The sequence below is a fragment of the Pseudomonas sp. NFPP28 genome (assembly GCF_900115535.1).
GTDB lineage: Bacteria > Pseudomonadota > Gammaproteobacteria > Pseudomonadales > Pseudomonadaceae > Aquipseudomonas > Aquipseudomonas extremorientalis.
In genome coordinates, this window is sequence record NZ_FOWT01000004.1 from 488311 (window position 1) to 503266 (window position 14956).

General features: G+C 61.5%; 11 protein-coding genes. 7 read left to right on the top strand and 4 right to left on the bottom strand.

Annotated features, from left to right (window positions below):
• Window positions 1-71: 71 nt before the first annotated feature.
• A complete protein-coding gene (locus BM110_RS13655; protein ID WP_071489782.1) occupies window positions 72-1256 on the top strand; it encodes a CynX/NimT family MFS transporter in 1185 nt (394 codons plus the stop codon).
• Here the strand turns inward: BM110_RS13655 and BM110_RS13660 are convergent.
• Window positions 1253-3601, bottom strand: coding sequence for a TonB-dependent receptor (locus BM110_RS13660; RefSeq protein ID WP_093513592.1), 2349 nt, complete (start codon window positions 3599-3601; stop codon window positions 1253-1255). The genes BM110_RS13655 and BM110_RS13660 overlap by 4 nt on opposite strands.
• A gap of 155 nt (window positions 3602-3756) precedes the next feature.
• Between BM110_RS13660 and BM110_RS13665 the strand changes: the two genes are divergently transcribed.
• Both BM110_RS13665 and BM110_RS13670 read left to right on the top strand, forming a co-directional pair.
• Window positions 3757-4701: a LysR family transcriptional regulator gene (locus tag BM110_RS13665; protein ID WP_092248643.1), complete on the top strand. Its 945-nt coding sequence runs from the start codon at window positions 3757-3759 to the stop codon at window positions 4699-4701.
• A 189-nt stretch (window positions 4702-4890) separates the two neighbouring features.
• The gene (locus tag BM110_RS13670) at window positions 4891-6498 is read left to right on the top strand and encodes an alkaline phosphatase family protein (protein WP_093513593.1); all 1608 of its coding nucleotides are present in this window, start codon (window positions 4891-4893) and stop codon (window positions 6496-6498) included.
• Here the strand turns inward: BM110_RS13670 and BM110_RS13675 are convergent, their stop codons facing one another.
• On the bottom strand, window positions 6499-7404 hold the full coding sequence (locus BM110_RS13675; RefSeq protein ID WP_092248649.1) for a TauD/TfdA dioxygenase family protein: 906 nt from the start codon (window positions 7402-7404) through the stop codon (window positions 6499-6501). It abuts the gene before it with no gap.
• 179 nt (window positions 7405-7583) lie between these two features.
• Here BM110_RS13675 and BM110_RS13680 point away from each other — a divergent pair, with 179 nt between their 5' ends.
• Window positions 7584-8504, top strand: coding sequence for a LysR family transcriptional regulator (locus BM110_RS13680; protein WP_093513594.1), 921 nt, complete (start codon window positions 7584-7586; stop codon window positions 8502-8504).
• Window positions 8505-8510: 6 nt separating this feature from the next.
• Here the strand turns inward: BM110_RS13680 and BM110_RS13685 are convergent, their stop codons facing one another.
• Window positions 8511-9512 (bottom strand): ABC transporter substrate-binding protein, encoded by a 1002-nt coding sequence (locus tag BM110_RS13685; RefSeq protein WP_092248652.1) that lies wholly within the window; start codon window positions 9510-9512, stop codon window positions 8511-8513.
• A gap of 287 nt (window positions 9513-9799) precedes the next feature.
• On the opposite strand from BM110_RS13685, the gene BM110_RS13690 reads away from it, so the two are divergent.
• The 3 genes from BM110_RS13690 to BM110_RS13700 are packed head-to-tail and all read left to right on the top strand — an operon-like array spanning window position 9800 to window position 13836.
• Window positions 9800-11398: an ABC transporter permease gene (locus tag BM110_RS13690; RefSeq protein WP_093513595.1), complete on the top strand. Its 1599-nt coding sequence runs from the start codon at window positions 9800-9802 to the stop codon at window positions 11396-11398.
• Entirely contained in the window at window positions 11395-12210 is an 816-nt protein-coding gene (locus BM110_RS13695) for an ABC transporter ATP-binding protein (RefSeq protein ID WP_093513596.1), read from the top strand. The genes BM110_RS13690 and BM110_RS13695 overlap by 4 nt, the downstream gene beginning before the upstream one ends.
• A 15-nt stretch (window positions 12211-12225) precedes the next feature.
• The gene (locus BM110_RS13700; protein ID WP_093121791.1) at window positions 12226-13836 is read left to right on the top strand and encodes an arylsulfatase; all 1611 of its coding nucleotides are present in this window, start codon (window positions 12226-12228) and stop codon (window positions 13834-13836) included.
• On the opposite strand, the gene BM110_RS13705 is transcribed toward BM110_RS13700, so the two are convergent.
• Window positions 13808-14887 (bottom strand): fatty acid desaturase, encoded by a 1080-nt coding sequence (locus BM110_RS13705; RefSeq protein ID WP_093513597.1) that lies wholly within the window; start codon window positions 14885-14887, stop codon window positions 13808-13810. The genes BM110_RS13700 and BM110_RS13705 overlap by 29 nt on opposite strands.
• Window positions 14888-14956 lie beyond the last annotated feature (69 nt).

Sequence of the window (14956 nt, forward strand, 5' to 3'; positions counted from 1 at the left end):
ATATTTAATTTCAGAATACCTCGGCGACTGTGGATACTTCACGCCTCATTTGCACACTCCGCAGGTTCTGCATGTCGCTTAACTCCTCAACCGCAGGCCGGTTCGCCGGCTGGGGCCTGCTGGTGGTCCTGGGACTGAACCTGCGGCCGATCCTCAGTTCCATCAGCCCGTTGCTTGGCGAAATCCGCCTGGCCACCGGCCTGAGCTTCCAGAGCAGCGCCCTGCTCACCAGCCTGCCCGTGGTGTGCATGGGCCTGGTGGCGCTGGTGGGCGTGCGTGTTGAAGCGCAGCTGGGGGAACGACGCGGCATCGCCCTGGGCCTCATGATGATCCTGTTGGCGTGCCTGGCCCGCTGGCTGATGGGCCAAGGGTCGACATTGCTGGTGACTGCGTTGCTTGGCGGTGCCGGCGTTGCACTGATCCAGGCGTTGGTGCCGGCGATGATCAAGCGTGAATTCCATCATCGCGTGCCGGTGGCGATGGGCGTTTATTCGGCCTCGTTGATGGCCGGCGGCGGCCTGGCGGCGCTGCTCAGTCCGGTGGCAGCCACGTATTTCCAGCAATGGGAGGCCGGGCTGGGCGTGTGGTTGTTACCCGCGTTGGCGGCGCTGCTGCTGTGGGCCTGGTTGCCACTGGGTGCGGCAAAAAACGCGAACGTCATCCCTGCCTACAAGGGGCTGCGCAATCGCCGTGCCTGGCTGCTGGCGCTGTATTTCGGCCTGGTGAACTGCGGCTACATGAGCCTGGTGGCGTGGCTGCCGGCCTACTATCAGCAACTGGGTTGGGGCGTGTTGCCCAGTGGTTCATTGCTGGCGTTCATGACCATCTTCCAGGTGATCGCCGCGCTGTTGATGCCGGTGCTGGCACAACGCGGGATCGACCGTCGGCCGCTGCTGTGGATCAGCCTGTTGGCCCAGACCATCGGCTATCTGGGCCTATTGATCGCGCCGTTGCAGTTTCCGCACCTATGGGTGGCGCTGTGCGGCTTTGGCCTGGGAGCATGTTTTGCCCTGAGCCTGTTGCTGACCCTCGACCACCACCGCGACCCGCGCCAAGCCGGCCAACTGGCGGCGTTCGTGCAAGGCGTGGGCTTTTTGATCAACGCGATTTCGCCGTGGATGACCGGTTGGCTGCGCGAACTCACCGGCAGCTTTGTCAGCGCCTGGGTGGTGCTGACCGTGACAACGGTGGCGATGCTGGTGGTGACCCGCGTATTCAGCCCGGCCACCTATCGCACCGCCAGCGTACCGGCCTAAAAGTCGTAGCGACCGGTCACACCCAGGGTGCGAGGCGTGCCCAGCAAGCCTTCATAACCGCCGTTACCGCCGGTCCACAGGGTGGTGTAGTAGGTTTTGTCGAAGGCGTTTTTCAGCCACAGCGACACATCCCATTGCCCCTGCTGATAGTTGCCACGCAAACCGGTAGACACGTTCACCACCGCGTACGCCGGGATCTGCCCGTAGTCCGAGTCCTCCACTGTCCCCACGGCCTTGGAGCGGAATGCATAGCTGGCAGTGACGTAGGGTTCCAGACCGTTGTCCAGGTTCCACTTGTACTCGCCATTGGCATTGGCGATCCATTTCGACGCGCCCACCACCTGATGCCCTGTCAGGTCACAGGAGGCCGGGGCACCCGGGCGCAAGCTGACTTCCGGTGGGCACGGGGCGTCCTTGTAGGACAGGTAGCTCACATCGTTGAACGAGCCATTCACGTTCAGCGTCAGTCCTTTGATGGGAACCAGGGTGCTTTCCACTTCCACCCCACGCGAACGTACGGAGCCTGCGTTGGTCAGGTACTGCACCCGGTTGTCCTGATCATAGGCGTTGGTCTGGTAGCCATTGACCTGGGTCCAGAACAGGTTGGCATTGAGTTGCAGGCGTCGGTCCCACAGCGTGCTTTTAAAGCCCAGTTCAGCGTTGTTGGCCCTTTCGGTGCCGACCAGCAGCGAATCCGCGCCGGCCGTTGGCGCCGAACCCACCGCCAGGTTGACCCCTCCGGATTTCTCGCCATGGGACAGGGTCGCATAGCCCAGCAGGTTTTCATTGAAGCGGTAACTGAGGTTCAGCAGGCCCGAAGGGCTGGTGCTGTACTGGTTGAGGTCTCCGGAGTCGTAGGCCCCGGCACGCCCACGCCGAGCCGTAGCGGCCGCGCCCGTGACAGCCGCGCCACCCACCGGCGCATTGCGAGTCACCCAGGCGCTTTTCTCTTCATAAGTTCCACGCAGACCGGCGGTGAAATCCAGGCGCTCGGTGAGGTGCCAGGTCCCTTGGGCAAACAGCGCGAAGCTGTCGGTGCGGATGTGCCCGTTGCCCACACTGCTCACGTTGGCGAGCGCCCCCGTTGCCGTGCCGTTCCAGATGTCGGCCTGGGGTCCGTAATAGGCGAAGGACTTGTTGTCCAGGGAGTTACCGAAGTAATAGGCACCCAGCACGTAATCGAAAAACCCGCCGGTCGGCGAAGCCAGGCGAAACTCCTGGGACCACTGCTTATCTTCCACCGACACCCCGGCGTTATAGGACGCCGGCACATTGAGACCATCATCATTGCGCGGTGTGAAATTCCACCAGCGGTAGGCGCTGACCGAGGTCAGGGTGAAATCACTCGGCAGCGTCCAGTTGGCTTCCAGGGACGTACCGCCCTGGAACACCGTGACATGCTGGTCGTTGTCCAGATTGACCTTGCGGTGGGTGCCGTCCACCAGCGTTGCGCCAGCCGCCGCAGCGCGTGACTCATAGAGGTTGGTGCCATTGATCGTGGGCCCGGTGCTGTAGAGCACGCGGGTGCCGGCGCTGGAATCCTCTTCGTTGTAATCGCCAATCCAGCGCAGGTTGAACGTATCGCTCGGCTTGTACAACAGTTGTCCGCGAAAGCCCTGGCGTGAACCACCATTGAGATCATGGCCGTCGTGCTCGTTCTTGATGTCGCCATCGCTGCGCGTGCGATACGCCGAAAAACGTCCCGCCAGATCATCGGTGAGCGGGCCGGAAACCGTGCCCTTGGTCTGGAAATAGCCATCTTCGCCCAACGACGTCTCGATGCTGCGCTCCGGGGTAAAACTGGGCGCACGGGTACTGATATTGATGACCCCGGCAGTGGTGTTCTTGCCGAACAACGTACCCTGGGGGCCGCGCAATACCTCGAGCTGTTCGATGTCCATCAGGTCGAACACCGCCATCCCCGGCCGGCCGAGATAGACGTTGTCGATATACAACCCCACGCTGCCTTCCAGGCCATCGCTGGCCGGGTTGTTGCCCAGGCCACGGATTGACACGCTGGACTGGCGCGCATGCATGTAGGCAACGTTGACGCTGGGCACCAGTTGTTGCAAATCCTGGATGCGGTAGACCCTTTGGCTCTCCAGTGCCTGGCCGCCAACCACGCTCATCGGCGTCGGCACCTCCTGCGCGCTTTCGGTACGACGGCGTGCCGTCACCGTGACGGTTTCCAGTTGGCCGCTGGCGCTTTCGCCCTCAGGTTCAGGGGAGATCACCTCGGCCGCGTGACTGGACGACCAACTGGCGCTGCCGGCCAGCAACAAGGCCAGCGGCAGACGCTTGAGCCTCCAGGAAGAGCAAGGTACAGCGGGCTTGAACACACTCATAAGCGGCTCCGTAACCAGGAAATACTCATCGACACATATTCCCCAAGGTTATTTATTTATGTTTTTTAGAACATTTACTGCATAAGAGATAGCCTTTATAAGGAGTCGACCTAATGCATAGCCAATGCATTTCCCCGATATTTTTGATGTGAAAAATGCATATCGATTTGCGCCAGCTCCGCCATTTCATCGCCCTCGCCGAACAACGCAGTTTTGTGGCGGCGGCGTTGACCGTGAACCTTTCGCAATCGGCGTTCAGCCGCAGCATCCAGGCCCTGGAACATGCCGCCGGCTGCCAACTGGTGGACCGCGGTCGCAAGGACCTGGCGCCCACCAAACAAGGCCAGGTGCTACTGGAGCATGCCCGGCGCCTGGTCAGCGGTGCCCAGCAACTGGCCAACGAGATCAGCCAGTTCAATGGGTTGGAGGCCGGTGAGCTGCGCTTTGGGTGTGGCCCCGCACCCGCGGCCGGGTTGATTCCCCGCGCCATTGGCAGCTTTATCGGGCGCTACCCGAAGGCACGCGTGCTGTTCCAGGTAGATGACTGGCAAAGCCTGGGCAAGCGCCTGCTCAGCGAGGAGTTCGAATTCTTTGTCGCTGATACCCGTCACTTCGAAGCCAACCCTGACTATCACACCCATCGCTTGCGTCCACGCCGCTGGAATTTCTGCTGCCGCGCCGGCCATCCCCTGGCCGGTCGCGAGAGCGTGAGCGCCGCAGAGTTGATGAGTTATCCACTGGCCGTGACGATCCGCCCGCCCAACCTGCGCAAGGTCATCGTCGACCTCAGCGGACGCCCCGATTACCTGCCCAATGTGGAGTGCGAAAACGGCTACAGCTTGATGGGTGTGGTATTGCGCTCCGATGCCATTGGTATCGTCAGTGCCAACAGCGATGTGCTGCACATGGCCCGAGGCGAATTGGTGTGTTTGAAGATCGACGGACTCGCCGAAGACCTGGAGGAGCGTTTCACCCGCTACGGTATCGTCAGCCGCGCAGGGTACCGGTTATCACCACTGGCGGAGGCGATGATCGAGCAGATCAAGGAGATTGATGCGCTGGATGAGGATGTGTGTGCGCTGGAGAATTTCGCTGTCTGAACTGATGCCATCGGGGGCAAGCCCCCTCCCACTTTTGAATGCATTTCAAGTGTGGGAGGGGGCTTGTCCCCGATAACGCCTGCAGCAACGCCCATGCATGGCCTGCATGAAACCCAGTCCCCAAATGCACTTGCCAGCCCCGGCGCAAAGGACGAAAAAAGCCCCCTGTCCTCCGTTCGGTAAACCCTCATGCCTCAACCAAAACCTGTACGCAATGTGCTGTACATCATGTGCGACCAACTGCGCCGCGATTACCTGTCGTGCTACGGCCACGCTCATTTGCACACGCCGAATATCGACCGTCTCGCCGCCGCCGGTGTGCGATTCGGCCGTGCCTACACCCAGGGCACCATTTGCGGACCGTCGCGGATGTCGGCCTATACAGGACGCTATGTCAGCAGCCACCAAGTGGCTTGGAACGGGGTGCCACTGCCGTTGGAAGAGTTGACGATCGGCGATTATCTGCGCCCCCACGGTATCCGCACCGCGCTGGTAGGCAAGACCCACGCCACGCCAAACCTGGACGCTTTGCAGCGCCTGAAGATCGACCCCCACGGCGCACAGGCCGAGCCACTGAACGAGGTCGGTTTTGAAGCGTATATGCGTCACGACGGGATTTACCCTGACAGCCCGTTGTTCGACGACAAGCGCGAGTCCGCGCCCTACACGCATTACCTGCGCGAACAAGGCTACAACGGTACCAACCCATGGCATGAATGGGCCAACGCCGCAGAAGGTCAGGGCGGTGAGCTACTCAGTGGCTGGCACATGCGCAATACCGGGCTACCGGCGCGGGTAGCCGAGGCGCATTCGGAAACCGTCTACACCACCGACCGCGCCATCGACTTTATCCACGAACAAGCCGAGCAGCCGTGGTGTCTGCACCTGTCCTATATCAAGCCGCATTGGCCTTACATCGCCCCCGCGCCGTACCACGCGCTGTATGGCGCCGAGCACATCCAGGCGCCCATCCAGCCGGGGCAACCCAGCGATCACCCGGTTTATCAAGCGTTTCGCCAGCACCAGGAAAGCCTCAACTTTTCCCGTGACGAGGTACGCCTCACGGTGATCCCGACCTACATGGGGCTGATCAAACAGATCGACGATCAACTCGGGCGGCTGTTCGATGTTCTGCAAAGCAATGGGCGCTGGGACGACACGCTGATCGTGTTCACCAGCGACCATGGCGATTTCCTTGGCGATCATTTCCTCGGGGAGAAAGAATTCCTGCTGGAGCCGGCCGTAGGCGTCCCGTTGATTGTGCGCGACCCACGCGCCAGTGCCGATGCCAGCCGTGGCACATTCGACGACCGCCTGGTGGAAACCATTGATGCGCTGCCGACCTTCCTCGACGCCCTGGGGCTGCCTGCTGCCGACCACCGCCTGGAAGGCCACTCACTGATCCCACTGCTGCACCGTACGCAAAGCGCCTGGCGACGCTACGCCATCGCCGAATACGACTACGCCTTCCAGGCCCCGGCCCGTGAACGGTTGGAGCAGCCCATCGACCGTTGCCGCATGACGATGGTGCGCAGCGAACGCTGGAAATACCTGGCGTACGATGGCTTTCGCCCACAGCTGTTCGACCTGGAAAACGACCCGCAGGAACTGCATGACCTGGGGGCCGACCCGGCGTACGCCGACGTGCGCGAAACCCATTCGGGCTATCTGTTCGAATGGCTGCGTGGCCTGAAGCGGCGCACCACCATCAGCCACACAGAGATCGATCTGCGTGGCCAACGGTTTCGTTATGGAGAGCCGGAAACAGACAAGGTGGTGCAGATCGGCGTGTGGTGATCACACACCCTTGGTGGTCTTGCTGGCCTGCCCGTGCACGCTCACCGGCACATCGCCCTTGAGCGTGACCCGGCGCACAATACGCTCCTGGGTGCCATAGTCATCCACTGCGTAATGCTGGGTGGCGCGGTTGTCCCAGATCGCTACATCACCGGTGCTCCAACGCCAGCGCACGGTGTTTTCCAGGCGGGTGACGTAGCTCTGCAACAGGTTGAACAGCTGCGCCGAATCTGCCTGGGAGTATCCTTTGAGGCGCTTGACGAAGTGTCCCAGCAACAAGGTTTTCTCGCCGCTGACCGGATGTACGCGCACCACCGGGTGTTCGGTTTCGTAGACAGTGGAGGTGAACACTTTGCGGTATTCCTCCAGCGTCTCCACCGACACATCCGGCTTGCGCGCGGCGTAGTCGTATTCGTTGCTGTGCACCGCCCACAGGTTGTCCGCCAGGGCTCGCAGCTCGACGCTGAGGTCATTGTAGGCGCTGGATGTGTTGGCCCAGACCGTGTCGCCGCCGGACCTGGGTGCCAGCACCGAACGCAGGATCGAAGCCTTGGGGTAGGCGTCGACGAAGGTAACGTCGGTGTGCCAGGAGTTGGCGCGCTGGCCACGACCGCCGTCCAGCTCCATCAGGAAACGGGTGCCGTCGCGCACTGGTACGGTCGGGTGGGCAATCGGTTCGCCCAGCAGGTGCGCAAATGCTTCCTGGCTCTGGTCATCAAGGTGGGTCTGCTCGCGGAAGAAGATCACCTTGTACTGCACCAGGGCCTGCTGGATGGCCTCGACGGTAGCGGCATCCAGGTCGCCGGACAGTCTGACCCCACGGATCTCGGCGCCAATGCGCCCGCCGACGGGGTGAATGTCCAGCGCTTGGGCGATGGGTTGAACAGCGAATGCGGCATTGCTCATTGTGGTGACCCTCATGTGCCTGATGGTGGGAACGCTTTCCGACAACGCTCTATTCATATGCAATTTAGATCTAGCAAATGAATGAATGCTTCGTTGACGGAATAAGAGCTTGCATTTAAAACCTCAGCTCCCTCGGTCGCAAATGCCTTCGACCTATTTTTAAAATGCCGGGAAAGCATATGGATCTTCGCCAACTGCGCTATTTCATCGCCCTCAACGAACACCGCAGTTTTGTGCGTGCCGCGGACGCCATGGGCATCACCCAACCCGCGTTCAGCCGCAGTATCCAAAGCCTGGAACATGAGTTCGGCTGCGTATTGGTGGACCGTGGCAACAAGGAATTGCGCCCCACTCCCGAGGGCCAGGTAGTGCTGCAACATGCGCTGAGCCTGGTGCACGGTGCCGCCTTGCTGAGCAGTGAAGTCACCCGCATGACCAAGCTCGATGCCGGCGACCTGCGCTTCGGCACCGGACCGGCGCCCGCGGTGAAACTGGTACCCGATGCGGTGGCGCGCTTTATCACTGCACACCCGAAGATCCGGACCAGTTTCCAGGTGGATAACTGGGAAAAACTCAGCCGCGCTCTGAGCCGCGAAGAAATCGAGTTCTTCATTGCCGACATCCGCCAGTTCGAAAACGATCCAAACTTCCAGACCCGCGCACTGAGCCCCAAGCGTGGTGTATTTTTTTGCCGTCCGGGCCACCCGCTGCTGGCCAAGGACAGCCTGTCGACCAACGACATGTTCGACTATCCGCTGGCGTCGCCGCTGATCTCCCAGGGCATTCGCAAACTGCTGGCGAACCTCAGCGGGCGCATGGACTTTTCACCCAGCATCCAGACCGAGCACTTCCCGGCGCTGGTGAAGATCGTGCTGCAGTCCAATGCCATTGGCGTGGGCACCGAAGAAGCATTTGCCGAAGACATCGCCCGTGGCTCCCTGGTGGTGCTGCACTGGCGCAACCTGCCGCAGAACATGGACACCATGAGTGCGCGGTGCGGGGTGGTCAGCCGCACCGGCTCGCGCCTGTCGCCGGCGGCGAAGGCAATGATCGAGACGCTGGTACAAGTCGACCGCCAAGACGTGAGCGTGGCGGTCTGACGTCGCTTAGAGACCCGCCGCCTGCAGATTCGGCGCCACCCAGTCACTGACCTGGAAGGACTTGCGAATCAGCCGCTCCTTGGTCGCCAGGTCTACCGACTCCTGCAATTTGCCGAGGAACACCGGGTCGAGGGTCGAGGGGAACAGCTCGCTGAGCTTCTCGTTTTTCAGGTCATTGCTCAGGATGATCGGTGGGTAACTGGCCAGCCCCGACACCAGGTCGATATAGGCTTGCTTGTTGTTGTCATCGGTCAACCACTGCACCGCTTGCTGCTGGGCCTTGAGCAACTTGACCACGACATCGGGGTGCTCATCGACGAACTTGCCACTGCCCACCAATACAGCCTGGATGCTGCCAGCGCCGCCGAGGTCCTTGGTGGTCAGTGGCAATTCGGCCAAGCCCTTGGCCTGCAGCGCACTGAGGCTAGAACTGCCCCAAGTGGCATCGATCTGCCTGGCAGCCAGGGCGGCGCTCGCGGCGCTGAAATCCAGATTGATTACTTTCAGGTCTTTTTCACTCAGGCCCTGGCTGGCCAGGGCGCTGTCGAACGAGAGTTGAGTGGCCGTGCCGCGAAACACCGCAACGCGCTTGCCCTTGAGGTCCTGCAGGGTCTTGATGCCAGAGCCGGGAACCACGCCAAGATACTGTTTGACGCCGCGTGCCGAAGCACTGAGCAGGCGGGTGTCCAAGCCATTGGAGCGACCGATGATCGCCGCCAGGTCGCCCAGGTAGGCCAGGTCCAGTTGACCGTTGGCGAAGGCCTCGTTGATCACCGGTCCTGCGCCCTTGAAGTAATTCCACTGGATCTTGATGCCTTGGTCGGCAAAGGCTTTCTCGAAGATCTGCTGGTCGCGCAACACATCCGTGATACCACCACCACTGTGCTGGCTCCCCGCGCTGAGGTCGGGTACGGCAATGCGGATTTCCTTGAGTTCAGCGGCCTGGACCCAACCGGCCAGGGCAGTACCCGCGAACAATGCAATCAAGCGTTTAAAGGGCAGTTTCATAAGCGCAGCTCCTGTGGGCGACGGTCGTCCGGGGAGCAGAAAGTAGGCACAACCTACACAAAACTTTAAATACTATAAATTCACAATTTAATAGCTTTTAGAACTATAAGGCTTAAAACGCCGACCCTTGGGGCCTATGCATGAACAGCATTGAAAATATTCTCCGAATGCATTGGATGCGTGCTCGGCTGAGGCATTAAATGCATTTTCTTATCCCCCAATCATCTTGATTGCGTTTTTGTAAGATCAAAATCACATAACGCCATCGGCGACAACGGAGGTCCTCCATGGCCCGAATATCACTGTTGAGCCTGCCTCTGGCCGCTCCCCGTCATGATCGGGCGCACCGCTGGCCAAAACTGGGAGAACGGTTATTGCCCTGGCTGTTGCCCTTGGCGCTGTTCGCGCTGTGGTGGCTGGCCAGCCACAATCACTGGATGAGCGAGCAGATTCTGCCACCACCCTCACTGGTGTGGAGCAGCGCTGTGGAATTGGCCGGTGGCGAGTTGTGGGCTCACCTGGCAATCAGTGTTCAGCGCTTGTTCTGGGGACTCCTGGCGGGCATCGGCGCCGGGGCGTTGCTGGGTGCCCTGCTGGGGTTCAGCGCCCGTGTCGAGCGCGTGGTATTCCCCACGTTCAGCGCTTTGGCGCAAGTGCCAACACTGGCCTGGATCCCCCTGTTCATGGTGTTTTTCGGCATCGGCGAAACCTTGAAGCTGGTGGTGCTGGTGAAGGCAATCGTAGTGCCCGTCACCCTGCATGTACTGGTCGGCGTGCGCGATGCCCAGCCCCACCTGCGTGAAGCCGCCCGCGTGCTGCGCCTGCCCACTCACCTGCTGATTCGTCGGCTGATCCTGCCGGCCGCGCTCCCCGCGTTCATGGCCGGCGTACGCCTCGCGCTGGCCGCCGGCTGGACCTCATTGCTGGCCGTGGAGTTGTTGGCGTCCAGCGAAGGCATTGGTTACTTGATGGTATGGGCTCGCCAGTTGTTCATGCTCGATATCGTTTTCGTGTGCATCGTGGTGATCGGCGTGTTGGGCGTGGTGATGGATCGCGGCATCGGCTGGCTGGACCGCACATGGGTGCACTGGCCCCATCCGACGACGGCACAGATTCCTCAGGGCCCCCGCTATCAAGGCTGGCAACGCCTGCAGCCTTGGCTGTTGCCGCTGCTGTTGCTGGCGTTATGGCAACTGGCAACCCAGCAGGATTGGGTGGATGCGAACATTCTGGTCAGCCCATGGACAGTCCTGCACACCACCGTGACGGGCGTGCTGGATGGCAGCCTGTCCGGTGCCCTGGGCAAGAGCCTGGGCCGTACGCTGGGCGGCTTGATCCTCGGCACCAGCCTGGGGTTTGCCATGGGCCTGTGGCTGGGATTGTCGCGGCGCAGCGAGCGCGTACTCGGGCCGACGCTGTCTGCGCTGCGCCAGATTGCGATCTTCGCCTGGGTACCGTTGCTCACCGCGTGGTTCGGACTGGGCGAGTTGGCCAAGGGGGTGTTTATCGCCCTCGCCGCGTTCTTCCCGTTATTTATCGCCACCCAGCGCAGCGTATTGAACCTGTCACCCCAACTGCGCGAGGCGGCGCAGGTGCTGCGCCTGAACCTGTTCCAGCGCCTGCGCCGCCTGGTGTTGCCCGGCGCTGCGACGGGGATTTTCGCCGGCCTGCGCCTGAGCCTGATCTATGCCTGGCTGGGCACCATCGGCGCTGAGTATTTCATGCCCTCCAACGGCGGCATCGGCAGCCTGATGATCGGCGCTCAACAGTTGCTGCGCATGGACCTGATCATGAGCGGCATGCTTCTGGTCGGCCTCACTGGCGCCGCCCTCAACCTTATCGGCCAACGCATCGAAACCCGCGCTACCCGCTGGAGACACGCATGAACGCACCTATCGTCCGCTTCAACCATGTGGGCAAGAGCTTTGACGTCGACGGTGTCGAGCTGGAAGCCATCCGTGAATTCAACCTGGAGATTGCCGAAGGCGAATTCGTCGCGATTGTCGGTTCCAGCGGGTGCGGCAAATCCACCCTGTTGCGCCTGCTGGTGGGCCTGGACACACAGTTCCGCGGCCAGATCCAGGTGGACGGCAAAGCCGTCAGTGGCATCGGCCGTGAGCGCGGCATTGTGTTCCAGGAACACCGCTTGTTTCCCTGGCTGACCGTGGAGCAAAACATTGGGCTGGGGCTGGTCAACGAACCATCAGGCGACGCCGAGCGCAGCCAACGGGTCCATGATTTTATCGAGCTGGTCGGCCTGGCCGACTTTACGCGTGCCTACCCCCATCAGCTCTCCGGCGGCATGGCGCAACGCGTGGCAATTGCCCGCGGCCTGGTGGCCAGCCCCCGTATCCTGCTGCTGGACGAGCCATTCGGCGCCCTCGATGCGCTGACACGCCAGCAGATGCAGGATGAACTACTGGCGATTCGTGCCCGCGCCAGGATCACGACAGTGCTGGTGACCCACGACGTGGAAGAAGCGATCTTCCTCGCCGACCGCGTCGTGGTGATGGAGCCAAGGCCAGGCCGGATCAAACAAGTGGTGCAAGTCACCCTGCCCCATCCGCGCCAACGCAGCAGTTTCGAGTTCCATCAATTACGTGAGGAGCTGTTGCACGAACTGACCAACGATGACCATTACCAGCCCCCTGTGCGCGAACAGATCCGCAACCTGCCCCTGGCCTTTATTGCCTGCTGAATGAGGAGTGCCTTGATGCCGCAACGTCCCAATTTTCTCGTGATACTGGCCGATGACCTGGGCTTTTCCGACCTCGGCGCCTTTGGCGGGGAAATCGCCACACCACACCTGGACGCCCTGGCCCTGAACGGCCTGCGCCTGACCGACTTCCACACCGCGCCCACCTGCTCGCCGACCCGCTCGATGCTACTGACCGGCACCGACCACCATATCGCCGGCATTGGCACCATGGCCGAGGCCCTCACACCCGAGCTGATCGGCAAGCCCGGCTATGAGGGCTACCTGAACGATAAGGTCGTGGCCTTGCCGGAGCTGCTGCGCGAGGCCGGCTACCAAACCCTGATGAGCGGCAAATGGCACTTGGGCCTGACCGCCGAACTGGCGCCCCACGCGCGGGGTTTCGAACGCTCCTTCGCGCTGTTGCCCGGCGCGGCCAACCACTATGGCTTCGAACCGCCCTACGACGAGACGACGCCCGGCCTGCTCAAATCCACGCCTGCGCTGTATATCGAAGACGACACTTTCGTCGAGCGACTGCCTGAACATTTCTATTCATCCGACGCTTTTGGCGACAAGTTGCTGCAATACCTCAGGGAGCGCGACCAGGCGCGACCGTTCTTCGCTTACCTGCCATTCTCCGCCCCGCACTGGCCGTTGCAGGCTCCCGCCGAGATCGTCGACAAATACCGTGGCCGCTACGACGCCGGACCCGAGGTGCTGCGCCTGGAACGCCTGGAAAAGCTCAAGGCCCTGGGGCTGATCGACGCGGATGTCGAACCCCATCCACTGATCGGATTGAGTGCCCAATGGGCCGGCCTTACCGAGACACAGCGCCAAGTGTCGGCGCGGGCGATGGAAGTGTATGCGGCCATGGTCGAGCGCATGGACTGGAACATCGGCCGGGTGGTGGAGTACCTGCGCCAGCAGGGTCAACTGGATAACACGTTCATCGTGTTCATGTCCGACAACGGCGCTGAAGGTGCGCTGCTGGAAGCCTTTCCCAAGTTCGGCCCCGAGCTGCTGACCTACCTCAACCAGCACTACGACAACAGCCTGGAGAACATCGGGCGGGCCAACTCCTACGTCTGGTACGGCCCCTCGTGGGCTCAAGTGGCAACCGCCCCGTCACGGCTGTTCAAAGCATTTACCACCGAAGGCGGGATTCGGGTGCCGGCACTGATGCACTACCCTCGGCTGACGCTTGAAGGCCGGATCAGCCATGGGTTTGGCACAGTGATGGACATCACGCCGACGCTCCTGGACCTGGCCGGTGTGCGCCATCCGGGCCAACAATGGCGCGGCAAGCCGGTGGCGCCACTGCGGGGCAAGTCGTGGCTGGGCTTCCTGTCAGGTGAAACCGCCGAGGTGCACGATGAGCACACCGTCACCGGCTGGGAGCTGTTCGGGCGCCGGGCCATTCGCCAGGGCCGGTGGAAAGCCGTGTACATCCCAGGCCCGGTGGGCCCGGCGACATGGCAGCTCTATGACCTGGGCCAGGATCCCGGCGAGATCCACGACCTGGCCCAGCGTCACCCGGACAAACTGGCCACGCTTATCGACCATTGGCAGCAATACGTGGACGAAACCGGCGTAATACTCAGCGCATCACCGTTTCAGCCGGATTGAGCCCCGCGTTTGTGCGCGCTTGCGGCTCCAGCCGATTGGCCCGCGCAAACGTCCCGAAGTCATTGAAACGCACGCCCATCTCAGCCATGACCTGATGCGCCACCTTGGCGGTCATCTGGCGGATGTAGAACGGTTCCTTCACCACAAAATGGTGGATGCCATGGGTGCTGCCGAAGTTGAAGCAGAACGCCTGCAGAGGCCACATCCACCAGGGGTTCAACACTTGGGTCTGCTGGATCACATTGCCCAGTTCCACATCGCCGTAGTAGTGCATGTTGGAGCTGACAAAGTGCAGGCAAAAGGTACGCAGCACGTTGGGGCCGATGATCACCACGACAGCGATATCAATCACCTGCATCATCTGCACGGTGCCAGCTGACCACTCGATAGGCGCACCGAGCAGACTGGCAATGCCATTGGCGGCATGAAAGCCAAGGAACACATACCACGCGCCCCAATGCAGCAGTGCCAGCGGTGCATACACCAGCAGCGAGCGCTTGAGAATCGTCAATTTGTGCGTCCAGGTCCTGGCCCGCAGGATGCGGATGAAGGCCGACATGACGTTATCGCCTACCATCAGCAACCGCGCAAAACCCCAGGGCTCGCCGTTGGTGATCGCGCGCTCTTCCATATCGGTCTCGGTGCCGGACACCTTGTGATGGTTGAGGTGCAGGTGTCGGCGTACCCACGGGTTGATCGTACTGGGCCGCGCCAGCCATACCAGGCCCATCATCAGGTTGTGAGGCACACGCTGCTTGCGAAAGTACATGCTATGGATCAGGTCGTGTTCCAGCTCGTGGGTCAGTGAAGCCAGGAACGCGTTGAGCAGCAGGCACACCCACCAGGCCATATGCCCGCTGATGTAGAGCGCTGCGCAGCCAATCATGCCCGCCAAGGCAAAGGCCAGGATGCACGCGCCCAACGCGTCCTGATGCAGCAGCCAAGGGTGCTGCTGGCGCAGGCGCACGCCCTCGGCCAGCACCACTTCACGGATATGCGCCGAGCGCTGTTGTGCGTTCATCTGCTGGGGACTTGCAGAAGTACCGTCCATGCTTCCATCCTCTGGTTATTGATGGATGCATCCTGGCCCAAGCGGTCCGCCAGGGCATCAGCCACGCAC